The 18,375-nt window shown below is 57.1% G+C and carries 20 protein-coding genes, 1 tRNA gene and 3 pseudogenes; 18 read left to right on the top strand and 6 right to left on the bottom strand.

Annotation, left to right across the window (positions count from 1 at the left end):
- The 12 genes from napG (at position 1) to N7E69_RS00610 (ending at position 9,019) form a co-directional block, all read left to right on the top strand.
- Complete coding sequence (napG, locus tag N7E69_RS00665; protein WP_000091677.1) at positions 1-696, top strand: ferredoxin-type protein NapG; 696 nt, start codon at positions 1-3, stop codon at positions 694-696.
- On the top strand, positions 683-1,552 hold the full coding sequence (gene napH / locus N7E69_RS00660) for a quinol dehydrogenase ferredoxin subunit NapH (RefSeq protein ID WP_000013533.1): 870 nt from the start codon (positions 683-685) through the stop codon (positions 1,550-1,552). The genes napG and napH overlap by 14 nt, the downstream gene beginning before the upstream one ends.
- A gap of 115 nt (positions 1,553-1,667) precedes the next feature.
- Positions 1,668-2,117: a nitrate reductase cytochrome c-type subunit gene (gene napB, locus N7E69_RS00655; protein ID WP_000835182.1), complete on the top strand. Its 450-nt coding sequence runs from the start codon at positions 1,668-1,670 to the stop codon at positions 2,115-2,117.
- Positions 2,118-2,126: 9 nt separating this feature from the next.
- Positions 2,127-2,729, top strand: a complete 603-nt coding sequence (napC, locus tag N7E69_RS00650) for a cytochrome c-type protein NapC (RefSeq protein ID WP_000431778.1) — start codon at positions 2,127-2,129, stop codon at positions 2,727-2,729.
- A gap of 20 nt (positions 2,730-2,749) precedes the next feature.
- Positions 2,750-3,367, top strand: a complete 618-nt coding sequence (gene ccmA, locus N7E69_RS00645) for a cytochrome c biogenesis heme-transporting ATPase CcmA (protein WP_000888535.1) — start codon at positions 2,750-2,752, stop codon at positions 3,365-3,367.
- Entirely contained in the window at positions 3,364-4,023 is a 660-nt protein-coding gene (gene ccmB, locus N7E69_RS00640; RefSeq protein ID WP_000990039.1) for a heme exporter protein CcmB, read from the top strand. The genes ccmA and ccmB overlap by 4 nt, the downstream gene beginning before the upstream one ends.
- A gap of 51 nt (positions 4,024-4,074) precedes the next feature.
- Entirely contained in the window at positions 4,075-4,812 is a 738-nt protein-coding gene (locus N7E69_RS00635) for a heme ABC transporter permease (protein WP_000266005.1), read from the top strand.
- Positions 4,809-5,021, top strand: a complete 213-nt coding sequence (ccmD, locus tag N7E69_RS00630) for a heme exporter protein CcmD (protein WP_000074112.1) — start codon at positions 4,809-4,811, stop codon at positions 5,019-5,021. The genes N7E69_RS00635 and ccmD overlap by 4 nt, the downstream gene beginning before the upstream one ends.
- The gene (ccmE, locus tag N7E69_RS00625; RefSeq protein WP_001675710.1) at positions 5,018-5,497 is read left to right on the top strand and encodes a cytochrome c maturation protein CcmE; all 480 of its coding nucleotides are present in this window, start codon (positions 5,018-5,020) and stop codon (positions 5,495-5,497) included. The genes ccmD and ccmE overlap by 4 nt, the downstream gene beginning before the upstream one ends.
- Entirely contained in the window at positions 5,494-7,425 is a 1,932-nt protein-coding gene (locus N7E69_RS00620) for a heme lyase CcmF/NrfE family subunit (protein ID WP_000982526.1), read from the top strand. The genes ccmE and N7E69_RS00620 overlap by 4 nt, the downstream gene beginning before the upstream one ends.
- Positions 7,422-7,979, top strand: coding sequence for a thiol:disulfide interchange protein DsbE (gene dsbE, locus N7E69_RS00615; protein ID WP_000828305.1), 558 nt, complete (start codon positions 7,422-7,424; stop codon positions 7,977-7,979). The genes N7E69_RS00620 and dsbE overlap by 4 nt, the downstream gene beginning before the upstream one ends.
- Entirely contained in the window at positions 7,976-9,019 is a 1,044-nt protein-coding gene (locus N7E69_RS00610; protein WP_001238339.1) for a cytochrome c-type biogenesis protein CcmH, read from the top strand. The genes dsbE and N7E69_RS00610 overlap by 4 nt, the downstream gene beginning before the upstream one ends.
- A 43-nt stretch (positions 9,020-9,062) precedes the next feature.
- On the opposite strand, the gene narP is transcribed toward N7E69_RS00610, so the two are convergent.
- Positions 9,063-9,710 (bottom strand): nitrate/nitrite response regulator protein NarP, encoded by a 648-nt coding sequence (narP, locus tag N7E69_RS00605; RefSeq protein WP_001115497.1) that lies wholly within the window; start codon positions 9,708-9,710, stop codon positions 9,063-9,065.
- Positions 9,711-10,439: 729 nt separating this feature from the next.
- On the opposite strand from narP, the gene pagL reads away from it, so the two are divergent.
- Entirely contained in the window at positions 10,440-11,003 is a 564-nt protein-coding gene (pagL, locus tag N7E69_RS00600) for a lipid A 3-O-deacylase PagL (RefSeq protein WP_000281875.1), read from the top strand.
- A 191-nt stretch (positions 11,004-11,194) separates the two neighbouring features.
- Here the strand turns inward: pagL and N7E69_RS00595 are convergent, their stop codons facing one another.
- On the bottom strand, positions 11,195-11,398 hold the full coding sequence (locus N7E69_RS00595; protein WP_001653202.1) for a virulence protein MsgA: 204 nt from the start codon (positions 11,396-11,398) through the stop codon (positions 11,195-11,197).
- A gap of 28 nt (positions 11,399-11,426) precedes the next feature.
- Positions 11,427-11,585 (bottom strand): hypothetical protein, encoded by a 159-nt coding sequence (locus N7E69_RS24515; RefSeq protein WP_000340080.1) that lies wholly within the window; start codon positions 11,583-11,585, stop codon positions 11,427-11,429.
- Between N7E69_RS24515 and N7E69_RS00590 the strand changes: the two are divergent.
- From N7E69_RS00590 to N7E69_RS00570, 5 genes and pseudogenes are all read left to right on the top strand, one after another.
- A pseudogene (locus N7E69_RS00590) lies at positions 11,545-12,225 on the top strand (phage tail protein); the annotation flags it as partial. The gene N7E69_RS24515 and the pseudogene N7E69_RS00590 overlap by 41 nt on opposite strands.
- Complete coding sequence (locus N7E69_RS00585; protein WP_001252690.1) at positions 12,208-12,492, top strand: hypothetical protein; 285 nt, start codon at positions 12,208-12,210, stop codon at positions 12,490-12,492. The pseudogene N7E69_RS00590 and the gene N7E69_RS00585, both read left to right, overlap by 18 nt.
- An 83-nt stretch (positions 12,493-12,575) precedes the next feature.
- Positions 12,576-12,908 (top strand): annotated as a pseudogene (locus N7E69_RS00580) (tail fiber assembly protein); the annotation flags it as partial.
- Between the two features lie 253 nt (positions 12,909-13,161).
- Entirely contained in the window at positions 13,162-15,528 is a 2,367-nt protein-coding gene (gene sspH2 / locus N7E69_RS00575) for an SPI-2 type III secretion system effector E3 ubiquitin transferase SspH2 (protein WP_001676053.1), read from the top strand.
- A gap of 87 nt (positions 15,529-15,615) precedes the next feature.
- Positions 15,616-15,838: pseudogene (locus N7E69_RS00570) on the top strand (DUF4113 domain-containing protein); the annotation flags it as partial.
- A 310-nt stretch (positions 15,839-16,148) separates the two neighbouring features.
- Here the strand turns inward: N7E69_RS00570 and N7E69_RS00560 are convergent.
- From N7E69_RS00560 to N7E69_RS00550, 3 genes are all read right to left on the bottom strand, one after another.
- Positions 16,149-16,225 (bottom strand) — tRNA-Pro (locus N7E69_RS00560).
- A gap of 73 nt (positions 16,226-16,298) precedes the next feature.
- On the bottom strand, positions 16,299-18,059 hold the full coding sequence (gene yejM, locus N7E69_RS00555; protein WP_000256150.1) for an LPS biosynthesis-modulating metalloenzyme YejM: 1,761 nt from the start codon (positions 18,057-18,059) through the stop codon (positions 16,299-16,301).
- Positions 18,060-18,090: 31 nt separating this feature from the next.
- Positions 18,091-18,318, bottom strand: coding sequence for a YejL family protein (locus tag N7E69_RS00550; protein ID WP_001135904.1), 228 nt, complete (start codon positions 18,316-18,318; stop codon positions 18,091-18,093).
- Between the last annotated feature and the right edge of the window lie 57 nt (positions 18,319-18,375).

The raw sequence follows: 18,375 nt of genomic DNA, 5'->3' as shown, positions 1-18,375 counted from the left end.
ATGTCCCGTACAGCGAAACCCCAAAATGGCCGCCGCCGCTTCCTGCGTGATGTTGTGCGCACTGCGGGCGGGCTGGCGGCGGTTGGCGTGGCGCTGGGCTTGCAACAGCAAACCGCGCGCGCAACGGGCGTGCGGCTGCGTCCGCCTGGCGCGCTGAATGAAAATGTCTTCGCCAGCGCCTGTGTGCGCTGCGGGCAGTGCGTTCAGGCGTGTCCATACGACACGCTAAAACTGGCGACGCTGGCCTCCGGGCTATCGGCAGGTACGCCCTATTTCGTCGCTCGCGACATCCCCTGCGAAATGTGTGAAGACATTCCGTGCGCCAAAGTCTGCCCCAGCGGGGCGCTGAATAAAGATATCGCCTCCATTGATGACTCGCGCATGGGGCTGGCGGTGCTGCTGGATCAGGAAAACTGCCTCAACTTTCAGGGGCTGCGCTGCGACGTTTGTTACCGCGAATGCCCGAAAATCGATGAGGCCATCACGCTGGAACTGGATTGCAACATGCGCACCGGCAAACATGCGCGCTTTCTGCCCACCGTACACAGCGACGCCTGTACCGGCTGCGGCAAATGCGAAAAAGTCTGCGTACTGGAGCAACCAGCGATAAAAGTGTTGCCGTTGTCATTGGCGAAAGGGGAGTTAGGACACCATTACCGCTTCGGCTGGCTGGAGGGGAAAGATGGCAAATCGTAAACGCGACGCCGGGCGAGAAGCGCGGGCGAAAAAAGGCTGGTGGCGTAGCCACCGCTGGCTGGTGTTACGCCGTATCAGCCAGTTTATGGTGCTGGGGATGTTTCTCAGCGGCCCGTGGCTGGGCTTTTGGGTTTTGCATGGCAACTACAGCAGTAGTTTGCTGTTCGATACCCTCCCGTTGACCGATCCGCTGATTACCCTGGAAAGTCTCGCCAGTGGACATCTTCCCGCTACCGTGGCGCTGACGGGAGCAGTGATTATCGCTGTGCTGTATGCGCTGGCGGGAAAGCGATTATTTTGCAGTTGGGTTTGCCCGCTAAACCCCGTTACCGATTTGGCTAACTGGATGCGCAGGAAATTTGACCTGAACCAGTCTGCGACGATTCCACGCCATATACGGTACGTCCTTCTGGTGGTGGTGTTAATCGGTTCGGCCTTGACCGGCACGCTGCTGTGGGAATGGATTAATCCCGTGTCGCTGTTAGGCCGTAGTCTGGTTATGGGATTTAGTAGCGGCGCGTTGCTGATTATTGCTTTGTTTTTATTTGATTTATTAGTCGTTGAGCACGGTTGGTGCGGCCATATTTGCCCGATGGGCGCGCTGTATGGCGTGCTGGGCAGTAAAGGCGTAGTGACCGTGACGGCCAAAAAACGTGAGAAATGTAATCGCTGTATGGATTGTTTTCATGTTTGCCCGGAACCGCATGTGCTACGTGCGCCGGTGCTGGATGAGCAAAGCCCGGCGCAGGTCACTCACCGCGACTGCATGACCTGCGGTCGCTGCGTGGATGTCTGTTCTGAGGATGTTTTTACAATAACGATACGCAACATCATTCGGGATGCATCGCGGCGGTAAGCGAGGAAATCTCCAGGAGCATAGATAACGATGTGACTGGGATTTTCGAGCGCAGCCAACAAAGAGGCAGCTCGAAGGATGAAGTGTAAATGCGATGGAGTTCGGGAGCGAAACAATGAAAAGCCATGACCTGATGAAAGCGCTGTGTCAATGGATGGCCACGCTTGCCCTGGTGGTAAGTGGTGCGGTTTGGGCGGCAAACGGAGTGGATCTGAGCCAGTCGCCGGAAGTATCCGGGACGCAGGAAGGGGCGATTCGTATGCCGAAAGAGCAGGAACGTATGCCGCTAAATTACGTCAACCAGCCGCCGATGATCCCGCACAGCGTCGAGGGCTACCAGGTGACGACCAATACCAACCGCTGTCTGCAATGCCACGGCGTGGAAAGTTATCGTACGACGGGCGCGCCGCGTATCAGTCCGACGCACTTTATGGACAGCGACGGTAAAGTGTCGGGCAACGTCGCGCCGCGTCGTTATTTCTGCCTGCAGTGCCACGTACCGCAGTCTGATACCGCGCCGATTATCGACAATACCTTTACCCCCTCGCAAGGTTACGGGAAATAAGAGGTCATTATGGAAAATTCTAACCGTAAACCCGGCTGGATAAAGCGCGTCTGGCGATGGTGGCGCAGCCCCAGCCGCCTGGCGTTGGGGACGCTGCTGTTAATCGGTTTTATCGGCGGCATCATCTTCTGGGGCGGCTTCAATACCGGAATGGAAAAGGCTAACACCGAAGAGTTTTGTATTAGCTGCCATGAAATGCGCAACACGGTGTATGAGGAGTATATGGAAACCGTCCACTACAACAACCGTAGCGGCGTTCGTGCCACCTGTCCTGACTGCCATGTGCCGCATGAGTGGGGGCCGAAGATGATCCGTAAGATCAAAGCCAGTAAAGAGCTGTATGCGAAGGTATTTGGGCTGATAGATACACCGCAGAAATTTGAAGCTCATCGCCTGACAATGGCACAAAATGAGTGGCGGCGCATGAAAGACAACAACTCGCAGGAATGCCGTAACTGCCACAATTTCGACTTTATGGATCTGACCGCGCAAAAAGGCGTCGCGGCGAAAATGCACGATCAGGCGGTAAAAGATGGACAGACCTGTATCGATTGCCACAAAGGGATCGCGCATAAACTGCCGGATATGCGTGATGTTAAACCAGGTTTCTGACAGGACGTTGATGAGTGGGAATGCTTGAAGCCAGAGATCTGTACTGCGAGCGGGACGAGAGGACGCTGTTTCGCGGGCTGTCGTTCACCGTGGAGGCCGGGGAGTGGGTGCAGGTCACCGGCGGCAACGGCGCCGGAAAAACCACCCTGCTGCGCCTGCTGACCGGGCTGGCGCGCCCGGACGGCGGGGAGGTGTACTGGCAGGGCGAGCCCCTGCGCCGCGTGCGCGACAGCTTCCATCGCAGCCTGCTGTGGATAGGGCACCAGCCGGGGATTAAATCCCGCCTGACGGCGCGGGAGAACCTGCACTTTTTCCACCCCGGCGACGGCGCGCGTCTCCCGGAGGCGCTGGCGCAGGCCGGGCTGGCGGGATTTGAGGACGTGCCGGTCGCTCAGCTCTCGGCCGGGCAGCAGCGCCGGGTGGCGCTGGCCCGCCTGTGGCTGACCCGCGCCGCGCTGTGGGTGCTCGACGAGCCGTTCACCGCCATTGACGTTAACGGCGTGGCGCGCCTCACCCGGCGGATGGCGGCGCACACGGCGCAGGGCGGGATGGTCATTCTCACCACCCACCAGCCGCTGCCGGGGGCCGCGGACACCGTCCGCCGCCTGGCGCTGACCGGCGGGGGGGCCGGGCTGTGATGTGGCGTGTCTTCTGTCTCGAGCTGCGCGTGGCGTTCCGCCACGGCGCGGACATCGCCGGCCCGCTGTGGTTCTTCCTGATGGTCATCACCCTGTTTCCGTTAAGCGTCGGGCCGCAGCCGCAGCTGCTGGCGCGTATCGCGCCGGGCATCATCCAGGTGGCGGCGCTGCTGGCCTCGCTGCTGGCGCTGGAGCGGCTGTTTCGCGACGACCTGCAGGACGGCAGCCTGGAGCAGCTGATGCTGCTGCCGGTGCCGCTGCCGGCGGTGGTGCTGGCGAAGGTGCTGGCCCACTGGGCGGTGACCGGCCTGCCGCTGATGATGCTCTCCCCGCTGGTGGCGCTGCTGCTGGGGATGGACGTGTACGGCTGGAAAATCATGGCGCTGACGCTGCTGCTCGGCACGCCGGCGCTGGGGTTTCTCGCCGCGCCGGGCGTCGCGCTGACGGCCGGCCTGCGGCGCGGCGGCGTCCTGCTGGGCATTCTGGTGCTGCCGCTGAGTGTCCCGGTGCTGATTTTCGCCACCGCGGCGATGGACGCGGCATCGATGCATTTACCCGTTGACGGCTATCTGGCGGTGCTGGGGGCGCTGCTGGCGGGCAGCGCGACGTTAAGCCCGTTCGCCACCGCGGCGGCGCTGCGCCTCAGCGTGCAGTAGCGCCCCGGCGCGACGGACATTTTACTGGTTTCAGGAGGTCAGGTGACAACGATGTGGAAAACCCTTCATCAGCTGGCGGCGCCGCCCCGGCTGTATCAGATTTGCGGCAGGCTCGTGCCGTGGCTGGCGGCAGCCGGCATCATCGCGCTGGCCACCGGCTGGGTCCGGGGCTTTGGTTTCGCCCCGGCGGACTACCAGCAGGGGGAGAGCTACCGCATTATGTACCTGCATGTCCCGGCGGCCATCTGGTCGATGGGTATCTATGCGGCGATGGCGGTGGCGGCGTTCACCGGGCTGGTCTGGCAGATGAAAATGGCCAGCCTTGCCGTCGCGGCGATGGCGCCGGTGGGGGCGGTGTACACCTTCATCGCGCTGGTCACCGGCGCGGCGTGGGGCAAACCGATGTGGGGCACCTGGTGGGTGTGGGACGCGCGCCTGACCTCGGAGCTGGTGCTGCTGTTTCTCTACGCCGGGGTCATCGCCCTGTGGCACGCCTTTGACGACCGTAAAATGGCCGGGCGCGCGGCGGGCATTCTGGTGCTGGTCGGCGTGGTGAACCTGCCGGTTATCCACTATTCCGTCGAGTGGTGGAACACCCTGCACCAGGGCTCGACGCGGATGCAGCAGAGTATCGACCCGGCGATGCGCTCGCCGCTGCGCTGGGCCATCGCCGGCTACCTGCTGCTCTTTATGACGCTTTCGCTGATGCGGATGCGCAACCTGATTTTACTGATGGAAAAACGCCGCCCGTGGGTGAGCGAACTGATACTGAAAAGGGGGCACCGGTGAGTCCGGCATTTTCATCGTGGAGCGATTTTTTCGCCATGGGCGGGTACGCCTTTTTTGTCTGGCTGGCGGTGGCGATGACCGTGGCGCCGCTGGCGCTGCTGGTGCTGCACACGGTGCTGCAGCGCCGGGCCATTCTGCGCGGCGTGGCGCAGCAGCGGGCGCGCGAGGCGCGGATGCGTGCCGCACAGGCGCAACAGGAGGCCGCGTGAACCTGCGACGTAAAAACCGGCTATGGGTGGTCTGCGCGGTGCTGGCGGGCCTGGGGCTGACCACCGCCCTGGTCCTGTACGCGCTGCGCGCGAATATCGACCTGTTCTATACCCCCGGCGAAATCCTCTACGGCAAGCGCGAGACGCAGCAGCTGCCGGCGGTGGGCCAGCGTCTGCGCGTCGGCGGGATGGTGATGCCCGGCAGCGTCAGGCGCGACCCGGACTCGCTGAAGGTGAACTTCAGCCTCTACGACGCCGAGGGGGCGGTGACGGTGAGCTATGAGGGGATACTGCCGGACCTGTTCCGCGAGGGGCAGGGGGTGGTGGTGCAGGGCACCCTGGAGAAGGGCAACCACGTCCTGGCGCACGAGGTGCTGGCCAAGCATGACGAGAACTACACCCCGCCGGAAGTGGAAAAGGCGATGCAGGAAAACCACCGCCGCCCGCAACGCGCTGATAAGGACACCTCATCATGATGCCTGAATACGGCCACGCGCTGCTGTGCCTGGCGCTCGGCGTGGCGCTGCTGCTGTCCGTTTACCCGCTGTGGGGCGTGGCGCGCGGCGACGCGCGGATGATGGCGTCGGCCGGGGTGTTCGCCTGGCTGCTGTTTATCTGCGTGGCGGGCGCGTTTTTCGTGCTGGTGCACGCCTTTGTGGTTAACGACTTCACCGTGGCCTATGTCGCCGGCAACTCGAACACGCAGCTGCCGGTGTGGTACCGGGTGGCCGCCACCTGGGGGGCGCACGAGGGCTCGCTGCTGCTGTGGGTGCTGCTGATGAGCGGCTGGACCCTGGCGGTGGCGGTGTTCAGCCGGCGGGTGCCGGCGGATATCGTCGCCCGGGTGCTGGCGGTGATGGGGATGGTCTGCGCCGGTTTTCTGGCGTTCATCCTGTTCACCTCCGGCCCGTTCGCCCGCACGCTGCCGGCCTTTCCGGTGGAGGGGCGCGACCTGAACCCGCTGCTGCAGGACCCGGGGCTGATTTTCCACCCGCCGCTGCTGTACATGGGCTATGTCGGCTTCTCGGTGGCCTTCGCCTTCGCCATCGCCGCGCTGCTGAGCGGGCGTCTGGACAGCGCGTTCACCCGTTTTGCCCGCCCGTGGACGCTGGCGGCGTGGGTGTTCCTGACGCTGGGCATCGTGCTCGGCTCGGCGTGGGCCTACTACGAGCTGGGCTGGGGCGGCTGGTGGTTCTGGGACCCGGTGGAGAACGCCTCCTTTATGCCGTGGCTGGCGGGTACCGCCCTGCTGCACTCGCTGGCGGTCACCGAACAGCGCGCCGGCTTTAAGGCGTGGACGCTGCTGCTGTCCATCTGCGCCTTCTCGCTGTGCCTGCTGGGCACCTTCCTGGTGCGCTCCGGGGTGCTGGTGTCGGTGCACGCCTTCGCCTCCGACCCGGCGCGCGGAATGTTTATCCTCGCCTTTATGGTGCTGGTCACCGGCGGCTCGCTGCTGCTGTTCGCCGTGCGCGGGCACAGGGTGCGTTCGCGGGTGAACAACGCGCTGTGGTCGCGCGAGTCGCTGCTGCTCGGCAACAACGTCCTGCTGATGGCCGCCATGCTGGTGGTACTGCTGGGCACCCTGCTGCCGCTGGTGCACAAACAGCTGGGGCTGGGCAGCATTTCGGTGGGGGAGCCGTTCTTTAACACCATGTTCACCTGGCTGATGGTCCCCTTTGCCCTGCTGCTGGGGGTGGGGCCGCTGGTGCGCTGGGGCCGGGACCGGCCGCGTAACATCAGGAAACTGCTGCTCACCGCCCTGGTCTCCACCCTGGTGCTGTCGGTACTTTTGCCATGGCTGCTGGAAGATAAAATCATCGCCATGACGGCGGTGGGGATGGCGATGGCCTGCTGGATTGCGGTGCTGGCGGTGGCCGAAGCCGTACAGCGCGTGTCCCGCGGCACGAAAACCTCTCTCAGCTACTGGGGAATGGTGGCGGCGCACCTCGGGCTGGCGGTGACGATTACCGGTATCGCCTTCAGCCAGAATTACAGCGTGGAGCGTGACGTGCGGATGCGGGCGGGCGACAGCGTGACCATTCACGACTACCGCTTCACCTTCCGGGAGGTGCGGGACATCACCGGGCCCAACTACCGCGGCGGGGTGGCCCTCATCGGGGTGACGCGCCACGGCGAGCCGGAGGCGGTGCTGCACGCGGAGAAACGGCTCTACAACACCAGCCGGATGGTGATGACCGAGGCGGCGATTGACGGCGGGCTGACCCGCGACCTGTACGCCGCGCTCGGGGAGGAGCTGGACAACGGCGCGTGGGCCGTGCGCCTGTACTACAAACCGTTTGTCCGCTGGATATGGGCCGGGGGGCTGCTGATGGCGCTGGGCGGGCTGCTGTGCCTGGTGGACCCGCGCTACCGCCGCCGTAAACCATTGCCGGAGGCCGGATGAAACGCAACGTACTGTTATTACCGTTACTGATTTTTCTGCTGATTGCCGCGGCGCTGCTGTGGCAGCTGACGCGCAACGCGCAGGGGGATGACCCGACGAATCTCGAATCGGCGCTGACCGGGAAGCCGGTGCCGGCGTTCCGCCTGGAATCGCTGGAGACGCCGGGTCAGTACTATGAGGCGGAGGTGCTGACGCAGGGGAAACCGGTGCTGCTTAACGTCTGGGCCACCTGGTGCCCGACCTGCCGCGCCGAGCATCAGTACCTGAACCAGCTTTCTGCGCAGGGTATCCGGGTGGTCGGGCTGAACTATAAGGACGACCGGGCGAAGGCGGTGGCCTGGTTAAAGGAACTGGGCAACCCGTATGCGCTGAGTTTATCGGACAGCGACGGGATGCTGGGGCTGGACCTGGGCGTGTACGGCGCGCCGGAAACCTTCCTCATCGACGGCAGGGGGATTATCCGCTACCGCCATGCGGGCGATTTGAATGCCCGGGTGTGGGAGAGTGAACTGAAACCGCTGTGGGACAGATACAGCCGGGAGGCGGCGCAATGAGACTGTTACCGGGCATGGTGATGCTGATGCTGGTGCTGGTTATCTCCGGGTCAGCGCGGGCGACCACCGACGTGATGCCGTTTAAAGATGAAGCGCAGGAGCAGCAGTTCCGCCAGCTCACGGAGCAGCTGCGCTGCCCGAAATGCCAGAACAACAGCATTGCGGACTCGAACGCGATGATAGCCACCGACATGCGCCGCAGGGTGTATGACCTGATGCAGGAGGGGAAGAGCCGCCAGGAAATCATCGATTACATGGTGGCGCGCTACGGCAACTTCGTCACCTACGACCCGCCGCTGACCCCGCTGACGGTGCTGCTGTGGGTGCTGCCGCTGGCCGCCATCGTGGCGGGCGGGTGGATAATCGTTGCCCGCACGCGCCGGCGGGTGCGCCTGCGCCGGGAACCGCTGCCGGCGGACACCCCGGTTTGCGGCGCGCGCGCCGGGTGGGGCGTTTACGTGCCGGGGGCCGTCATTGCGCTGGCGGTCGGCGCCGGCAGCTACGCCCTGACCGGCAGCTATCAGCAGGTCAGGGCCTGGCAGCAGGCAACGGCGCAGACGCCCGGGCTGCTGGCGCGGGCGCTGGACCCGGCGGCGCAGCCGCTGAATGAAGAGGAGATGGCGCGGCTGGCGCTGGGGCTGCGCACCCGCCTGCAGAATGATGCCGGCAATGTTGAGGGCTGGCTCATGCTGGGGCGCACCGGTATGGTACTGGGTAATGCCGGTACCGCCACCGGGGCGTATGCGAACGCCTACCGTCTGGCCCCGAAAAACAGCGATGCGGCGCTGGGCTACGCGGAGGCGCTGACGCGCTCGTCCGACCCGGAGGATAACCGCCGCGGCGGGGAGCTGCTGCGTCAGCTGGTGAGCCGCGACCACACGGATATCCGGGTGTTAAGCCTGTATGCGTTTAACGCCTTTGAGCAGCAGCGCTTTGGCGAGGCGGTGGCGGCCTGGGAGATGATGCTGAAACTGTTGCCGGCAGACGATACCCGGCGGGCGGTGATAGAGCGCAGTATCCGGCTGGCGCAGGAGAAATAAGACCCTGACGGCCCGGTGGCGTGGCGCCATCGGGCCTGGCTTGTTACTGTATTCCGCGTGTTTGTAAAAATAGAATGGTCGCCGCGACGCGTGAGCGCACGTTTAGCTTGCGAAGTAGATTACGAATGTGCACCTTAACCGTCTGCTCAGAAATATTCAGTACTGACGCAATCTGTTTGTTAGAAAGCCCCTGCGCCAGCTCATGCAAGACATCTAACTCTCGTTCGGTCAGGATACTAAAGGGATCTTCCTGCGCGCCAAACCGTTCGCGCTCACGCAGATATTCATTGACCCGATCGCTAAAGACTTTACCGCCGTTAGCGCCTTTGCGAATGGCCTCCAGCAGCACTTCCGGATCGCTATCTTTGAGCAGATAACCGTCGGCGCCGGCGTCGATCAGCGCGTAGATGTCGCTGGCGGAATCCGAGACGGTAAGAATAATAATTTGCGCCGTCACACCATCCCGGCGTAGCGCGTTCAGGGTATCTAACCCGCTCAGACCTTTCATATTCAGATCCAGCAGGATCAGATCGGGCTCAATGCGATTCGCCAGATCGATCGCACTCGCCCCGTCACCCGCTTCGGCAACGACATGAAAAGCCGGGTCCAGTTCCAGTAATTGACGAATACCTCGCCGCATAAGTGGATGGTCGTCCACAATAAGCACCTGAAAAGGTGTTACTTCAGGCATGCTGTATCTCCTGAGTTTTATTAGAATGATTATTGTTTTCAGCGCGGAAATCGTCCAGATTTGCCACATTGTCAAGCGCGTAAATTTTACCCTAATTAGTGCATGGGTAAGTAGTAAAACCTGTGACAGGCGAGTAATTAGCTGAACGATAGAAAGGATAAAACAACCCGTTGTGAGAGAAAACAGAATACTCCCTGAAGTTGAATACTGGTCTGGACGCTTTTTTCGGACAATGTGACATAACAGAAGTGTGGCATATGTTGCTGCGCCCTTGCACCCGTAAGTCCAGACTATCTTTACTGGCAGGAAATTTCTTATTAAAAGTCATAGCGTCTAAAGCTTGTCATTATTAACAAATTATTTTAACTGAATTTATTTATGGTTTTATTAATGTCAATGAAATACATCTGAGCAGAACGAATAAACCGCGACATCTGTTAAATTAAATATTAAGTCAATAGCAGAGGTATTTTTATGCGATAAAGAGATTCTGACGATATTCTTATCATAAATGAAAATGTGGTCAGGAATGAGCGTCATTCACTTATAACTTATCCTGGATGTGCCTGAACAACACTCGCGGCGTTTTGAGCACCCGTTGGGGCGACTCAAGGGGAGAACGTAGTGTGGATGCTATATCAGCCGTTTCTGTGAGCGTAAGCGTGGCGTAGAAAATTTTAAATATGTTAGCCGGTTAAAAATAACTATTGACATTGAAATGGTGGTGGAGTGTATATGAAGAGAATATTTATATATCTATTATTACCTTGTGCATTCGCATGTTCTGCTAATGATAATGTTTTTTTTGGCAAGGGCAACAAGCATCAGATCTCTTTTGCTGCGGGAGAAAGTATAAGAAGAGGAGGGGTTGAGCACTTATATACGGCTTTTCTGACATACAGTGAACCCAGCGATTTTTTCTTTTTACAGGCAAGAAATAATCTGGAGTTAGGAGGATTTAAGGCTAAGGGTAGCGATGATTGCAGTAAACATTCTGGCAGCGTTCCCTGCAATAAATATAACCAGGGCGTATTGGGTATCTCGAAGGATGTGGCGCTGGTTCATTTCGCTGGTATCTATACCGGTATTGGTCTGGGGGCTTATATAAAATCTAAGTCGCGAGATGATATGCGTGTCAATTCTGCATTTACCTTTGGAGAAAAAGCGTTTCTTGGCTGGAACTTTGGGGCTTTTTCTACAGAAGCTTATATCCGGCATTTCTCGAATGGATCACTTACGGATAAAAATTCAGGGCATAATTTTTTAGGTGCTTCAATTAGTTATAATTTCTGAAGTTGAATAACAATTAGCGAGTTGCTGGCTGAAGGAGTAATTAATCACCGTACGTTGTCTACAAAACGTGTTGTGAATAGCCGATCGTTATCGACCCTATGGCGACAGGGAGGCTAATTGTTAGCGACAAAGGCGTGGTAGGCCGTTTACCTTACCAGAACGTTTTATTATTGCTGCGACAGATTGCTTACTCATTTACCTGCCACTGCAAACATTTTTTCCAGTATAGGGTGTAGATGCGCTTTTTCTGTTTTAGTACAAACATGGTTTACGTTAGTTGCCTGCATTGACTTTACTGTGACCACTGCACAGGAAAGATGTCCAATCAGTTCATGCAAAATCAGTTCATGCAAAATAACGTCTCTGGCATCAGCTAACTTTTTAATTGTAGGCATAAAAAAACCAGCCCTGACAGGCTGGTTTTCAAGGGGAATTTTGGTCGGCAGCTTCATCCGCAGCATCTGCTGAGAGCAGCGCAGGTACGGCGACCACAAAAGCCGGGGAGGCATCAGCCAGCGCGGCGTCGGCTGACACAGCCAGAACGGCGGCAGCCGCCTCGTCATCAGCATCGGAGGCATCCACCCACGCCGCCGCATCTGATACCAGCGCATCACTGGCAGCGCAAAGCAGAGCTGCAGCCGGAGAATCGGCAACCAGAGCCGAAGAGGCCGCGAAACGGGCCGAGGATATCGCAGACGTGATTTCCCTGGAAGATGCAAGCCTGACGAAAAAAGGTATCGTTAAATTAAGCAGTGCCACGGACAGTGACAGCGAAGCGCTGGCGGCCACACCAAAGGCGGTAAAAACCGTTATGGGTGAGGTACGGACCAAAGCGCCGCTGGACAGCCCGGCATTCACTGGAACGCCGACCACACCGACGCCGCCAGGCGATGCTAAAGGGCTTCAGACAACAAACGCGGAGTTTGTCCGCAAACTGATTGCCGCGCTGGTTGGTTCCGTACTGGAGCCACTGGACACCCTGCAGGAACTGGCTGACGCGTTGGGAAATGATCCGAACTTTGCCACCACGGTACTGAATAAACTGGCGGGCAAGCAGCCGCTGGACGAAACCCTGACGGCGCTGTCAGGAAAAAGCGTTGACGGTCTTATCGAATACGTTGGTTTGCGAGAAACCATAAGTCGTGCCGCCGATGCATTATAAAAATCACAGAATGGCGGCGATATTCCGGACAAGGATTTGTTTGTGCGTCGTATCGGTGCCGCGCGAGCGTTTGATGGCGCAGTTACTATCGGCTGTGATGATAATCCGTGGACGACGGCGGAGTTTATCGTCTGGCTGGAGTCTCAGGGCGCATTCAATCACCCTTACTGGATGTGTCGTGGCTCCTGGTCTTACGCTTATAACAAAATCATCACGGATACTGGCTGCGGTAATATCTGTCTCGCTGGCGCAGTGATTGAGGTAATGGGAGTGCGTGGCGCGATGACTATTCGGGTGACAACGTCCCATTCAGTATCTGGTTGGTGATACGTGGGTGACAGCCCCAAGTGTATAAGAAGGAATAATTATGACAGCGGAAAAAAAATAAAAAGAACAAACAGTTTTTAAATATTAAAAATTTCATTCCGTATGCACCGGAACCAGATGACACATTATTCGCCGATGCGGCGTATCTTAAATCAGAGGATGGTCAGGACTGGTATGGGGGCCAGCAATTATTTTCAGCAGACACGCTGAAAATTACCTACGACGATAACGATGTTATTACGTGTATTACGCGTGATGTTTCCGGGCTGTGGCCTGCTGGCCAGAGCGTTGCAGAGTTGCCTGATACGGATGAAAACCGTCGCGCTGATATTTCATGCTGCTGGCAGTTTAAAGACGGTAAAGTCGTTCAAAGGGTTTATTCGCCGGAAGAGCTGCGCAGGCAGGCAGAATCGAAAATTGAACGCCCGGGCGTTGATACCGGATGATCTGGTCATCGTGGAAAGCGACCCTGAAAAAATCGACACTTTAGCTGTAAAATGACAGTCCCGCCATCCGGTCATCATAACGGATTTTTCTTCTGCACCTTCTGAAGCCCGCCATGTCAGGACGACCATGAATCCGCCGATAACCTTATTGTGAAATTAAGACCAGGAAGAGATGATGTCTGCCGGACAGATACTATATGTAAATTTATAAAGGTTTTTTGTTATGCCCTTTCATATTGGAAGCGGATGTCTTCCCGCCACCATCAGTAATCGCCGCATTTATCGTATTGCCTGGTCTGATACCCCCCCTGAAATGAGTTCCTGGGAAAAAATGAAGGAATTTTTTTGCTCAACGCACCAGACTGAAGCGCTGGAGTGCATCTGGACGATTTGTCACCCGCCGGCCGGAACGACGCGGGAGGATGTGGTCAGCAGATTTGAACTGCTCAGGACGCTCGCGTATGCCGGATGGGAGGAAAGCATTCATTCCGGCCAGCACGGGGAAAATTACTTCTGTATTCTGGATGAAGACAGTCAGGAGATATTGTCAGTCACCCTTGATGATGCCGGGAACTATACCGTAAATTGCCAGGGGTACAGTGAAACACATCGCCTCACCCTGGACACAGCACAGGGTGAGGAGGGCACAGGACACGCGGAAGGGGCATCCGGGACATTCAGGACATCCTTCCTCCCTGCCACAACGGCTCCACAGACGCCAGCAGAGTATGATGCTGTCTGGTCAGCGTGGAGAAGGGCTGCACCCGCAGAAGAGTCACGCGGCCGTGCAGCAGTGGTACAGAAAATGCGTGCCTGCCTGAATAATGGCAATGCAGTGCTTAACGTGGGAGAATCAGGTCTTACCACCTTGCCAGACTGTTTACCCGCGCATATTACCACACTGGTTATTCCTGATAATAATCTGACCAGCCTGCCGGCGCTGCCGCCAGAACTGCGGACGCTGGAGGTCTCTGGTAACCAGCTGACTAGCCTGCCGGTGCTGCCGCCAGGACTACTGGAACTGTCGATCTTTAGTAACCCGCTGACCCACCTGCCGGCGCTGCCGTCAGGACTATGTAAGCTGTGGATCTTTGGTAATCAACTGACCAGCCTGCCGGTGTTGCCGCCAGGGCTACAGGAGCTGTCGGTATCTGATAACCAACTGGCCAGCCTGCCGGCGCTGCCGTCAGAATTATGTAAGCTGTGGGCCTATAATAACCAGCTGACCAGCCTGCCGACGTTGCCGTCAGGGCTACAGGAGCTGTCGGTATCTGATAACCAACTGGCCAGCCTGCCGACGCTGCCGTCAGAATTATATAAGCTGTGGGCCTATAATAATCGGCTGACCAGCCTGCCGGCGTTGCCGTCAGGACTGAAGGAGCTGATTGTATCTGGTAACCGGCTGACCAGTCTGCCGGTGCTGCCGTCAGAACTGAAGGAGCTGATGGTATCTGGTAACCGGCTGACCAGCCTGCCGATGCTGCCGTCAGGACTACTGTCGCTGTCGGTCTATCGTAACCAGCTGACCCGCCTGCCGGAAAGTCTCATTCATCTGTCTTCAGAGACAACCGTAAATCTGGAAGGGAACCCACTGTCTGAACGTACTTTGCAGGCGCTGCGGGAGATCACCAGCGCGCCTGGCTATTCAGGCCCCATAATACAATTCGATATGGCGGGAGCCTCCGCCCCCCGGGAAACTCGGGCACTGCACCTGGCGGCCGCTGACTGGCTGGTGCCTGCCCGGGAGGGGGAACCGGCTCCTGCAGACAGATGGCATATGTTCGGACAGGAAGATAACGCCGACGCCTTCAGCCTCTTCCTGGACAGACTGAGTGAGACGGAAAACTTCATAAAGGACGCGGGGTTTAAGGCACAGATATCGTCCTGGCTGGCACAACTGGCTGAAGATGAGGCGTTGAGAGCAAACACCTTTGCTATGGCAACAGAGGCAACCTCAAGCTGCGAGGACCGGGTCACATTTTTTTTGCACCAGATGAAGAACGTACAGCTGGTACATAATGCAGAAAAAGGGCAATACGATAACGATCTCGCGGCGCTGGTTGCCACGGGGCGTGAGATGTTCCGTCTGGGAAAACTGGAACAGATTGCCCGGGAAAAGGTCAGAACGCTGGCTCTCGTTGATGAAATTGAGGTCTGGCTGGCGTATCAGAATAAGCTGAAGAAATCACTCGGGCTGACCAGCGTGACGGCAGAAATGCGTTTCTTTGACGTATCCGGCGTGACGGTTACAGACCTTCAGGACGCGGAGCTTCAGGTGAAAGCCGCTGAAAAAAGCGAGTTCAGGGAGTGGATACTGCAGTGGGGGCCGTTACACAGAGTGCTGGAGCGCAAAGCGCCGGAACGCGTTAACGCGCTTCGTGAAAAGCAAATATCGGATTATGAGGAAACGTACCGGATGCTGTCTGACACAGAGCTGAGACCGTCTGGGCTGGTCGGTAATACCGATGCAGAGCGCACTATCGGAGCAAGAGCGATGGAGAGCGCGAAAAAGACATTTTTGGATGGCCTGCGACCTCTTGTAGAGGAGATGCTGGGGAGCTATCTGAACGTTCAGTGGCGTCGTAACTGATGCACCAGGTGAATGAGGTGCGGTGCGACAAAGATATTCCCGGACGAACAACATCAGACAGTACGGATGATGTACAGGTGAAATAGGGGAGACTTCTTCAGTCAGGGCGCGGCGAAACTTTTTCGATGATAACGCGCCGCGCGCCGGTAGCGAGAAGCCGATGGAAGTACTGGATCACCTGAATGCAAAGAAGGGCTGGGGAAAGCTGTACTTTGCCGGGGAGGGTATCCAGCAACAGTGGGCTATGAAGAGAAACATACTGTCATCCCGATATACCACCCGCTATGAAGACCTGCTTCAGGTTAAGTGACAGGTTTACCCTGATTTTCAAATTTCTGATGTGATGGTGTGCCGCAGCCACATTGTATGCAAGAACGGGCTGCGGCAAACTGGCGATCGTTCGATAGTGCGTGTATTGAATAGTTACCAGTCGTGGCGGATTCTACTGGTTAAGGATGACTAATCAATGTATTTAAGTCATCTGTTCAACTTTTCGCGTTGGAGGGAGCTTGAAGTCAATTTGCAGTGACCTTCGATAGCTATTTCACCATCATTTCACCATTTGCAAATTGGATATATAAAAAAACCAGCCCTGGCAGGCTGGCTTTTAAGGGGAATTTTGGTCGGCACGAGAGGATTTGAACCTCCGACCCCCGACACCCCATGACGGTGCGCTACCAGGCTGCGCTACGTGCCGACTTGTGGGTGCTAATACTACCTCTTTCCAACGCGAATGCAAGGGGAAACGGTGCTAACTGATTTATAATTAATCAGTTAGCGATAAAACGTTTCTCTTCTGTTAGCACTTGCAGCAGCAGACTGAGCTGCGGCTTCTGATCTTTGATCTTCTCGCCGTGTAAGTCATAGGTCTGATAATGACCGTTATTATTGAGCACCAGGGTCATTTGCGGCGTCGTGATAGCCAGCGTACTGCCGTCTGCCGCCGTTACCCAGTTATGACGACGTGGAACGGTAAAGATGTCCTGGCCCTGTGAATATTCGTTCGCTGGCGTGCTGACATGTAACAGGCGTTGCATCAACGTGGTCATCACATCGGTATGATCGGTAAGCACATTAATACGCTGCGCAGGCGTCCCCGGCCAGTGGATCACCAGCGGTACTTGCAGATGACCTTGCGACCAGTCGAAGCGATTTTCTTCCGGCGTCAACGGTATGCCGCGTCCTGCGGTAATGATCACGACAGTATTGTCGAATTTACCGGCCTCTCGCAGCGCGTTCAGAACCCGATTGATTTGCGCATCCACGTCGCTGGCGGCACTGGCGTAACGCTTAACAAAATTTTTCTGGTTACTGTCATCAATATTAGTACCGTTAAACGATATCCATGAGAACCAGCGGTTATCTTCCTGTGCGTAGCGCCCAAGCCAATCTATCCACTGGCTGGCCGTTTGCGCATCAGACTGCGTTTGCGCTGCCGGCATCGAGAAATCGGACAGTAATGCCTGACGATAAAGCGGGCTGGCGAAGCCATCCGAAGAAAACAGTCCCAGTTGGTAGCCTTGCTGATTCAACGCGGTAATGAGCGCCGCAGGCGTTCTGGTGGATAACACGCCATCCATATAGCCTGGCGATATGCCATAGAACAGGCCGAAAATACCGTTATCAGTGGTATTCCCTGAACTCATATGACGGGTGAAGTCGATGTTTTGCTCGGCAAATGTAGCCAGCTCCGGCATCTGCTTCTCAAAGCGAGAATAGTTCAGGCCGTCTACGGTAATGAGCAGCACATTCTGACCGGTGCCCATATCGCGATAGTGCAAATTGCTGAGCGGGTACTGAACGGAGACCGCTTCCGGATTGCCTTGCTCTACCAGACGGCGCTGATATTCCTGCGCATCCAGCAGACCGTGTTTTTCAAGAAAACGTCGCGCCGTCATTGGATAAGAGAGCGGCAGGTTTGCCCGCTGCATGGTAATCGGCCGGTAAAAATTAGCGTCTGCCCAGATGTAGATAAGATGCGATGCGATAAAGGAGACGAAAAAGAATGCCGCAAGCGGCCTTGCGAAATGGCGACGGCGCGTGAGACTGCGCAGCTTTTGCCAACTCCATGTCGCAAATAGCATCTCAATCAATAAGATAACCGGCACACTAATAAACATAAGCTGCCAGTCGCGCGCCATTTCGTTCTGGTCAGGGTTGATGACCAGCTCCCAGACAATGGGATTAAGATGCAGGTGGAAACGGGTAAAGACTTCGCTGTCGATAAGCAACAACGTCATACCCGCGGTCGCCAGAATGGCTGATAAAAACCGCATCAGCCGCTGGGACATCACGATAAACGTGAGCGGAAAAAGAATAAGCAAATAGGTGGCGAACACCAGAAAGCTAAAGTGCCCGACAATGCTCAGGTAGGAGTATATGCGACCCGCAAGCGTTGTCGGCCAGTCGGCGACAAACAGGTAACGGCTGCCGAGCAACGTAGCCAACAGTATATTGAACAGAGCGAACCAGTGCCCCCAGCTAACCATCTGGGAGACTTTTTCACGGTAGCGCTGACGATGAGTTACCATACCTGTCGCTTGTTTCTCCGGAGTCGGCTTTTTAGTGCGCGTTGTCTTCGCTAATCGAAGACTGCAAGGCGCGGGCAAAAGAGTTCGCAATCGCCTGGCGTTGAGCCGGCGCCACGCTGGTGTTGATAAGGTTGGTGACCATATTTCCCAGTACCATCAGGGAAAGATCGGTCGGCGCCTTATGTTTTTCCAGTACACTGAGCAGTTCGCTCAGCAGTTGTTCAACATGTTCATCACTATAGCGGGAGAGTTGTGGCATAAATCAAAATCTGTTTGTTCATGAAAGGGCAACATATTACCGTAGCAACAGTTTTTT

It is taken from the genome of Salmonella sp. 3C (assembly GCF_025426275.1).
Taxonomy (GTDB): domain Bacteria; phylum Pseudomonadota; class Gammaproteobacteria; order Enterobacterales; family Enterobacteriaceae; genus Salmonella; species Salmonella enterica.
The sequence above is the reverse complement of the archived record's forward strand: the minus strand, read 5'-3'. Positions and strand labels throughout refer to the sequence as shown.

Coding starts and splice junctions, on each gene's coding strand:
- yejM (WP_000256150.1), bottom strand. CDS start 18,059: ATGGTAACTCATCGTCAGCGCTACCGTGAAAAAGTCTCCCAGATGGTT.
- N7E69_RS00610 (WP_001238339.1), top strand. CDS start 7,976: ATGAGACTGTTACCGGGCATGGTGATGCTGATGCTGGTGCTGGTTATC.
- ccmA (WP_000888535.1), top strand. CDS start 2,750: ATGCTTGAAGCCAGAGATCTGTACTGCGAGCGGGACGAGAGGACGCTG.
- N7E69_RS00635 (WP_000266005.1), top strand. CDS start 4,075: ATGTGGAAAACCCTTCATCAGCTGGCGGCGCCGCCCCGGCTGTATCAG.
- napB (WP_000835182.1), top strand. CDS start 1,668: ATGAAAAGCCATGACCTGATGAAAGCGCTGTGTCAATGGATGGCCACG.
- N7E69_RS00595 (WP_001653202.1), bottom strand. CDS start 11,398: ATGCCTACAATTAAAAAGTTAGCTGATGCCAGAGACGTTATTTTGCAT.
- narP (WP_001115497.1), bottom strand. CDS start 9,710: ATGCCTGAAGTAACACCTTTTCAGGTGCTTATTGTGGACGACCATCCA.
- sspH2 (WP_001676053.1), top strand. CDS start 13,162: ATGCCCTTTCATATTGGAAGCGGATGTCTTCCCGCCACCATCAGTAAT.
- napC (WP_000431778.1), top strand. CDS start 2,127: ATGGAAAATTCTAACCGTAAACCCGGCTGGATAAAGCGCGTCTGGCGA.
- napH (WP_000013533.1), top strand. CDS start 683: ATGGCAAATCGTAAACGCGACGCCGGGCGAGAAGCGCGGGCGAAAAAA.
- dsbE (WP_000828305.1), top strand. CDS start 7,422: ATGAAACGCAACGTACTGTTATTACCGTTACTGATTTTTCTGCTGATT.
- N7E69_RS00620 (WP_000982526.1), top strand. CDS start 5,494: ATGATGCCTGAATACGGCCACGCGCTGCTGTGCCTGGCGCTCGGCGTG.
- napG (WP_000091677.1), top strand. CDS start 1: ATGTCCCGTACAGCGAAACCCCAAAATGGCCGCCGCCGCTTCCTGCGT.
- N7E69_RS00550 (WP_001135904.1), bottom strand. CDS start 18,318: ATGCCACAACTCTCCCGCTATAGTGATGAACATGTTGAACAACTGCTG.